This window comes from Brevundimonas sp. EAKA (assembly GCF_000698025.1).
Classification (GTDB): Bacteria; Pseudomonadota; Alphaproteobacteria; order Caulobacterales; family Caulobacteraceae; genus Brevundimonas; species Brevundimonas mediterranea_A.
Genome location: NZ_JMQR01000134.1, coordinates 1 through 7,710, shown reverse-complemented (window position 1 = coordinate 7,710; position 7,710 = coordinate 1). Strand labels below are relative to the sequence as shown.

The 7,710-nt window shown below is 67.2% G+C and carries 8 protein-coding genes; 1 reads left to right on the top strand and 7 read right to left on the bottom strand.

All coding sequences use genetic code 11. The annotated features are described in order from the left end of the window. The 4 genes from ruvC to ER13_RS14610 all read right to left on the bottom strand — a co-directional run. A partial coding sequence (gene ruvC, locus ER13_RS14625; RefSeq protein WP_035310383.1) for a crossover junction endodeoxyribonuclease RuvC occupies positions 1-516 on the bottom strand: 516 nt, incomplete at its 3' end. Between the two features lie 46 nt (positions 517-562). Beyond that, positions 563-1,258, bottom strand: coding sequence for an MgtC/SapB family protein (locus tag ER13_RS14620; RefSeq protein WP_008259017.1), 696 nt, complete (start codon positions 1,256-1,258; stop codon positions 563-565). A gap of 40 nt (positions 1,259-1,298) precedes the next feature. Beyond that, a complete protein-coding gene (locus ER13_RS14615) occupies positions 1,299-2,642 on the bottom strand; it encodes a hypothetical protein (RefSeq protein WP_035310381.1) in 1,344 nt (447 codons plus the stop codon). Positions 2,643-2,796: 154 nt separating this feature from the next. Continuing rightward, positions 2,797-3,570: a YebC/PmpR family DNA-binding transcriptional regulator gene (locus tag ER13_RS14610; RefSeq protein ID WP_008262780.1), complete on the bottom strand. Its 774-nt coding sequence runs from the start codon at positions 3,568-3,570 to the stop codon at positions 2,797-2,799. Between the two features lie 148 nt (positions 3,571-3,718). Between ER13_RS14610 and ER13_RS14605 the strand changes: the two genes are divergently transcribed. Next, the gene (locus ER13_RS14605; protein ID WP_008260485.1) at positions 3,719-3,916 is read left to right on the top strand and encodes a hypothetical protein; all 198 of its coding nucleotides are present in this window, start codon (positions 3,719-3,721) and stop codon (positions 3,914-3,916) included. A 68-nt stretch (positions 3,917-3,984) separates the two neighbouring features. On the opposite strand, the gene ER13_RS14600 is transcribed toward ER13_RS14605, so the two are convergent. The 3 genes from ER13_RS14600 to ER13_RS14590 form a co-directional block, all read right to left on the bottom strand. Continuing rightward, positions 3,985-4,992 (bottom strand): sulfite exporter TauE/SafE family protein, encoded by a 1,008-nt coding sequence (locus ER13_RS14600; RefSeq protein ID WP_035310378.1) that lies wholly within the window; start codon positions 4,990-4,992, stop codon positions 3,985-3,987. A gap of 100 nt (positions 4,993-5,092) precedes the next feature. Beyond that, positions 5,093-6,826, bottom strand: a complete 1,734-nt coding sequence (locus ER13_RS14595) for a cellulase family glycosylhydrolase (RefSeq protein WP_035310376.1) — start codon at positions 6,824-6,826, stop codon at positions 5,093-5,095. Positions 6,827-6,949: 123 nt separating this feature from the next. Continuing rightward, positions 6,950-7,504 carry a hypothetical protein gene (locus tag ER13_RS14590; protein ID WP_154726695.1) on the bottom strand — a complete coding sequence of 185 codons (555 nt, stop codon included), beginning with the start codon at positions 7,502-7,504 and terminating at the stop codon, positions 6,950-6,952. Positions 7,505-7,710 lie beyond the last annotated feature (206 nt).

Genomic DNA, 7,710 nt, shown 5'->3' with positions numbered 1-7,710 from the left:
CGCCGCCCCCCGGTGCATGGCTTCCAGCAAGGACCGTTTCCTCAGTTGCGCATGGGTGACCGCCACGGCCAGGGCGTCGGCGGCGGCGGCCTTGACGTCCCCCGCCGTCGGCAACAGCCGCTTGATCATAAAGGCGATCTGGCTCTTGTCGGCATGGCCCGCCCCGACCACGGCCTTCTTGATCAGATTCGGCGAATATTCCGCCACCGCCAGGCCCAGCTTGGCGGGGGCCAGCATCACCGCCGCCCGCGCATGGCCCAGCTTTAGCGTCGAGGACGGGTTCACATTGACGAACACCTCTTCCACCGCCGCCTCCTCGCAGCCGTGGTCGGCGCAGATGGTCCCCAGGGCCTCGAACAGGAACAGCAGGCGTTCGGAAAAGGGCGCAGCCTCGGGCGGGGCCACCACCCCGTGCGCCACCCACCGCAGACGCGCGCCGTCCGAGACGATCACCCCCCAGCCGGTGCGTCGCAGACCGGGATCCAGCCCGATGATTCTGACAGGTTCGTTCGCCATCCGTTCCCCTCATGCCGCAAAGAGGGTTATCGGGCAATGAACGGTTTCAATCGTCGCGCGGATCCAGGCGATAGCCGGTCACGCCCGGTACGGCGCCCAGCTGCTCCGCCAGACGTTGCAGGTCCGTCTCGCTCGCCGCCTTCAGCCGCCAGGTGCGTCGCGCCCGTCCGTCCTCCGTCATTTCGAACCGTCCGGGGCGCACGTCGGCGTCCGTCGTCCGCAAGGCCGCCTGGACCGCGGCCTCGGGCGAGGGCTCGCGCCGCTCCCAGCAGACGACGGCGTCGATCACGGTCCGCCCCGGCAGGCGCTGGTCGATCAACCTCAGCCCGCCCAGGATCGCCGCCGTCACCACCGTGCCCAGCGCCCCCAGTCCGTACAGGCCCACGCCGAACAACAGGCCGATGGCCGAGGTGATCCACAGCGACGCCGCCGTGGTCAGGCCGTGAACGGAAAACCCGGTGCGGAAGATCACGCCGGCGCACAGGAAGCCGATCCCCGTCAGCACCCCGTGCGCCATCCGGGTCGGGTCGGTGGTGATGGTCTCGTTCGGCAGGGCGCGAAACGCCCAGTCCGCCTGGGACAGGGCGGCCAGCATCAGCAAGGCCGAGGCCAGGCTGACGAGGATATGGGTTCTGAATCCGGCCGCCCGACCGCGCCATTCGCGCTCCAGTCCGATGACCCCGCCGGCGACGACGGCGCCCAGGACGGGCGGAACTGCATCGATGAGAACATCCGCGACCATGCCCGATCAACCGCCGGGGTCGGGCGAATGTTCCCCGTCGTCAGCCGACGATGGCCTGCAGCTGGGCGGCGGCGTCCGCGATGGTCGCCCGGCCGCCACGGCCGCGACGGGCGGCGTCCAGGGCGGCGGCCGACATGGCCCCCTCGGCGCGGGCGCTTTCCAGGTCTTCGCGCAGGGCGCTGATCTGCTGGCTCAGGGTCTGGACCCGGGCCTCGTGCTCGTCCTGGGCGGCGGCCAGCTTGGACTGCAGCTTCACCATCCGCTCCTCGGCGCGGGCGATGGCCTTGTCGTGGGCCATGGCCGCCTTGGTCAGGGCCTCGGCGCGGTCGACGGCGGCGACGCGGGCGACCTCCATGGCCGCCTGACGCTGACGCGCGTCCTCGGTTTCGGTTTCCAGCGCGCGCACCCGCTCGACCGCCCGGTCCAGGGCGACCTGCAGCGTGTCGGCGCGCCGTTCGACGGCGTGACCGCCGGTCTGCAGCTCGTTCAGGCGCGAGGCCTGTTCGCTGTTCAGCACCTCCAGCCCGTTGGCGCGCGCCGTGGCGGTGTCCAGTCGGGCGGTCAGGGCGGCGATCTCGGCGCGGGCCGATTCGACCTGGCTTTCCAGCGAGCGGATCGAACGGGCGGCCTCGGCCTGTTCGGAGGCGGCGCGGGCGCGTTCGGTGGCCAGCTGGCCTTCGCCGGCGGCCGCGGCGCGGGCCAGACCCGCCACCTCGGTCCCGACCTCGTCCACGCGACGGCGCAGGGCGGTGTTCTCTTCCAGCACCAGGGCCAGATCGCGCTGGACCTGACCGCGCGTGGTGTCGGACTCCGACCGGGCGACCTCGGCCTGTTTCAACTGGTTGCGCAGCGATTCCTGATCCTGCTCCAGCTCGCGGATCCGTTGGGCCGAGGCGCGCTCGACCGTCTCCAGGCCTTCCAGCCGCGTCGCCGCCTGGGCCAGTTCGTTGCGCAGCCGGCCCAGTTCGACCCGGGCCTCCTGCAGATTGACCGTGGTCTCGCCGCCGCGCGCCGCCAGATCGTCGGCCTTGGCCTCGGACTCGGCCAGGGCGTCCGACAGCTTGCGGACCTCGGCGGTCAGCAGGCTGACCTGTTTCGTCGCCGCGCTGTTGGCGTTGCGCAGATTGACCAGTTCCACGTGGTTGTCGCGGCGCGAGCGGAACTCGGCTTCCAGCGGGTCCCGCAGTTGTCCCAGCAGGGTCTCGAAGGTGCCGAACCGCTGCGCCATCTCCGATAGCTGGTCCAGACTGTCCTGAATGGTCTCGAACCGCTCGCCGATCAGACCTGCGACGTCCTGCTCGGGCCGCCCGAGCGCGGCCGCTTCGTCCTTGGCCTGTTCAGGCTTGCCGCGTGACAGCACGCGATCGATTCTGGTCAGTCTCATGGTCGCGCCCCGCGTCGTATGCCCGCATCGCGGTGGGCGACCTCGATCCCTGCCTCCAGAGGCGAATCGAACCGCTCACCGTCCTATGACCAGAGGTTAATCGCGGGTTACGAACGTGTCGAGACCTCTGTTCGTAGATCAGCGCGTGTACGTATTATCCGGCGTACTTGGCCGCATCCTCGTCCGAGATGTCCTCGTTCGAATAGACGTTCTGCACATCGTCCTCGGCGTCCAGCGCGTCCAGCAGCTTGAACAGGGTGCCGACGGCCTCGCCCGTCACGGTCACCTCCGACTGGGGCTTCCAGACGATGGCGGTCGACTTGGGGTCGCCCAGCACCTTGGACATGGCCTCGGCGACCTCGTTCAGGTCCTCGAAGGCGGTCCAGATGGTGTGGCCCGGCGCGTCCTCGTAGATGTCGGGCTTGACCAGATCGCTCTCGACGTCCTGGGCGCCGGCCTCGATGGCGGCTTCCATGACCTCGTCCTCGGTCCCGGCCTCGGCCTTGTAGATGATCTGGCCGACCTTATCCCACATGAAGGCGACCGAGTTCATCTCGCTCAGCGCGCCGCCGTTCTTCTTGAAGGCCGCGCCGATGTTGGACGCCGCGCGGTTGCGGTTGTCGGTCAGGGCCTCGACGATGATGCCGACGCCGCCGGGGCCCCGGCCCTCGTAGCGGACCTCTTCCATCGTATCGACGTCGCCGCCCGAGGCCTTGTTGATGGCCCGCTGGATCACGTCCTTGGGCAGGCTTTCGGCCTTGGCGTTGTTGACGGCCAGACGCAGGCGCGGATTGGCCGCGGGATCGGGCAGACCCGACTTGGCCGCCACCGTGATGTCGCGCGACAGTTTGGAGAACAGCTTGGAACGCACCGCGTCGGCGCGCCCCTTGCGGTGCATGATGTTCTTGAATTTCGAGTGGCCGGCCATGGGATCGTCTTCGAGAGTCTGAAACCTGAGCCGCGCCTCCTAGCCGATGCGCGGCGGGCTGTCACGATGTACGGGCGTGATGAGCGTCGGGGGGTGGAACCTCGGCCGTTTGGGCGTATTGATCCCTGACGCTGCTATGGAGCCCCCGATGAACACCGCCGACATCTATGAGGCCGAGGGCCGCGCCGACGACGACCTGCACGAGGCCGACATCGTCGAATGGTACGAGACCCGCCCCGTCACCGTCTCCACCGCCGTGGCCGCCGGATCCATCATCACCGCCTTCACCCTGGGCGCCCTGACCGCCGTCGGCGTGCTGTTCCTGACCGGCCGGCTGGACGACTGAGGACCGTCAACACCTCCGCCCTGGCGACGGGCGGAGGCGGACTGGGGCGGGTCGCATCCGCCCCGCGCTCATTCCGCCGGCTCCACCGGCGTTGTCGCCGCCTCGCCAAAGCCCTGCTGCCTGGAGCGGGCCATGTGGGCGAGCGTGAGCCAGAACACGGCGAACAGGACGGCGGAAAAGCCGAGCGAGCAGGCGATCTTTTCGGGCGTCGGAGCCTTGAGGTTGAAATAGACCATCTGGAAGATGTTGAGGGCCACAATCCCGCGCAGCATCCAGTCGATCTTGAGCTTGCTGAGCACATAGCTTCCAAACGGGGCCATGAGGAGAACGACCGGATAGGCGCACAGCCACGTCCGAACCTGATAGTCCGTGATCCCCTGATCCCAGAAGGCGCGATAGCCGTAACCCAGGACGCTGATGGCCGCCATCACCATGATGCTCTGGTGCGTGGCGATCTTCTCATCCATCCGGAAACGGGTGACCAGGAGGGTGTACAGGACGATGTCGGCGCCCGTGCCGAACAGGCTGGCGCAGACGCCGCCCGCAAAGAGAATCGCGGCCAGCATCAGTTTGTCGAGGCGGCCCGTGTTCGGCAGCCTGTCCCGGTGCCCCCGGTGTTTGCTGGCGATATAGGCCAGGGCGAAGGTCATGATCAGGCTGAGAAACAGGGCCTGGATGATATAGACCGGAATGCCCTGCATCACGTTCATCCCGAACACGAAGCCCAGGAAGGCGACCGGGACGAACCAGAGAACCGGGGCGTAGGAGGCGAGACGGTTCTGTTTGCGGGACAGGATCCAGATGCTCGCGCTGGTCATGCCCACGCTCTGGATCATCAGGCTGAAGTCGCGCGCCATCCCCCGATCGATGTCGAGAAACACGCTGAGCACGGGGAAGGCCACGGCGCCGCCGCCCTCAGGCGTCAGGCCCGCCACAAAGGCGCCCAGCACCATGATGGCCGGGTAATACCAGTGCTCGACCAGGAACGGGATGCTGTTGAACGTCGCGAACAGGGCGACCCACACCACCATCATGCCGACATACCATCGCCGGAAGATGCGGCTATCGAAGAACATGAACCCCCGCCTCTTCACCTTGTGAACGCTACCATACCGCCGCTTCTGCGCAATTCGGATGTTGGAGCCAAGCCCGTCTTCGACGCCCTGGGCGCCGGGCTCAGCCCCCGACCTGGATTTCCTTCACGCGACAGGCGCCGCAGTCCTCGGCTTTCAGGATCAGGGTGTTGGTCCCCGCCATGAAGGGCAATTCCACCGACCGCCCCTCGCGCCATCCGTCGTCCGTGGGCAGATCGCCCCCCGCCGCCGCCCCGCCGTTCAGCGAAACCGACACCCGGCCGCCCGCGCCGACCACCGTCACCCGCCGGTCGCCCGCCGCTTGCGCCGTCACCGTATAGCGCAGCCATTCCCCGGTCTCGAACTCGACCACCACGGGCTCGCCGCCGTCCAGACCGATGTCCACGCCGTCATTGCGCCAGGTCCGTCCGGTGTTCCACCAGGGGATCCGCTCGCCCGGCCCGTCGGTGTCGGCGTCATAGACGTCCTTCCACGCCACGCCCGACCGGCCCAGGTCATAGTCGGCCGCGCGGAGCGTCACGCCCGCCGTCCCGATCCGATGCGCCGTATACGGAACCGCCGCGTCCGAACGGGGCTGACGCAGCATGGCGTCGACCACGTCGCGGTGTTCGACATTGTTCTCGAACCGGATGTCGTGGGTCGCCAGCCGCATCAGCGTCTCTTGCGCCTCCTGCGCCGACGGCCGGGGCCCCTCGCCCGTCAGATAGGCGACCAGCCTGGGCCAGCCGGAGTTCGGCGTGATCTCCAGCGGCTGGTTGAAGCCGATCTTCTTCAGCGGCCAGAAGGCCCAGCCGATGCCTTCGTCCTCGACCAGGGCGATGGTCTCTGTGAACCAGGTGTTGGAGTTCTCGCCGGATTCGCCCAGCCACACCGGCGCGCCGGTCTCGTCCCTCAGCCGCAGGATGTCGGCGATCGAGGCCCGGTCCGTCGCGTTCCAGTATTTGTGGAAGCTGATCACGGTGTTCTCGTCCCACAGGGGCGTGACGCCGCGATAGTTGTTGCCCCAGCAATTGCCCTCGATGACGATCATGTGCCGCGGATCCACCTCGCGGATCGCCGCCGTGATCTCCCTCATCAACGACCGCAGCGGGGCGTTGGTCGTCTCCTCGCAGCCATGGCCGCCAGCCGGCTTCTCGAAATCCCAGTTGGGTTCGTTGATCAGGTCATAGGCGCCGATGGCCGGCTCGTCGGCGTAGCGTTCGGCCAGCCGCCGCCACAGGGCCACGGTCTTGCGACGGTTCTCCGCGCTGTCCCACAGCGACGGTTTCGACGGGTCGCGGTCCGAGATGGCCAGGTCGCTCCCCTGCCCGCCCGGCGCGGCGTGCAGGTCCAGGATCAGATACATCCCATTGGCCTTGACCCAGGCCAGCAGGGCGTCGATCTCGGCGAACCCCTCTTCCTTCCAGGTGTCCCGCCCCGCGACCGGCTCCTGATCCGCCGGCAGGGTCAGCCGGTCATAGTGCATCGGCAGCCGCACCGAGTTGAAGCCCCACCGCCCCATGGCGTCGATATCGGCCTTGGTCGTGTGGTTGGCGCGCCAGGCGGCGTAGAAGCCTTCCGTCTTCTCCTCGCCGATCAGGTCGGCGATCCGCGCCCGGATCACATGCTGCGGACCCAGGGCGCCCAGCTGCAGCATATAGCCTTCCTGCAGCACCCAGCCGCCCAGCCCCATGCCGCGCAATATGACCGGCTCGCCCGCCTCATCAACGATCCGCGTCCCCTCGGCCCGCAGGAAACCGCCCGTCTGCGCCTCGGCCGCACAGGGGGCGCACAGCGCCGCCGTCACGGCCAGGGCCGCGATCCATCCCGTCTTCATGGCGTTCCTCCACGCTCCGTTTTGAGAACGTTCTCACGAGATGCGCGGAATGGCTAGGGTGAGCGATGCCGCCTTGAGGAGACGCCGGAAATGTCTGAGAGGGGTGGGAAGCGGACCTGGCGACTAGTGCGCGTTAGCGACCTCAACGACCGCGTAAATATGGTCGACCGGAATCGAAAGCTTGGTTTTCTCTAGGGTGGGGCCACCCGAGAGTTCGACCTCGAGCATTCCATCATTTGAATGATGGGCGACCTCATCCGGGGTGACAGTGACCGTGAAATCTTCGCTCCACAAGCAGTCGGGTTGGGGCGCGTCAGGCTTGGGAATGCACTCCCGAACCATTACTGGTCCGCGCTTGAAGACCGCCAAATCTCCGTCCAAGAACTCGGCTCGGTCGTACAGGTGAGCCCGTCCCCGATAATAGGCGGAGCCTTGGAGAAACAGAGCGCCTGCAGCCCCGCCAATGTCGATCCGTCCCGCGTAGATGTCGGTGCTGTCGCCCTCCACCATTGGAGAGTAAATCTCCCGGCGATTGGCGCGTGCTATGGTTTTGATGCTGACCAGAACGCCGTTGGAAGCGGTTACCGTCGAATCCTCGATATCCTGTGCGACAGCTGCGCCTGCGACCGTGAGAGCCATCGACGCCACGCAGGCTCGAGATAAGAGCACACCGAACATGTGGGTTACCTTAGTGGACGGCGGCATTTCGCCCATAGTCGATACATACTCCAGTGGCGACTATCGAGCACACTGAAAGCCCGCTTTGAGTCGAGGCTGTGTAAAAACGAGTTGAGCTGCGGGCGTGCGCGAGCGGCATGATGCGCAGAGCGCCTCATTCTCAGGCTCTGATCGCGTCTATCAGCGACTTGGCCCCCAACACCGCC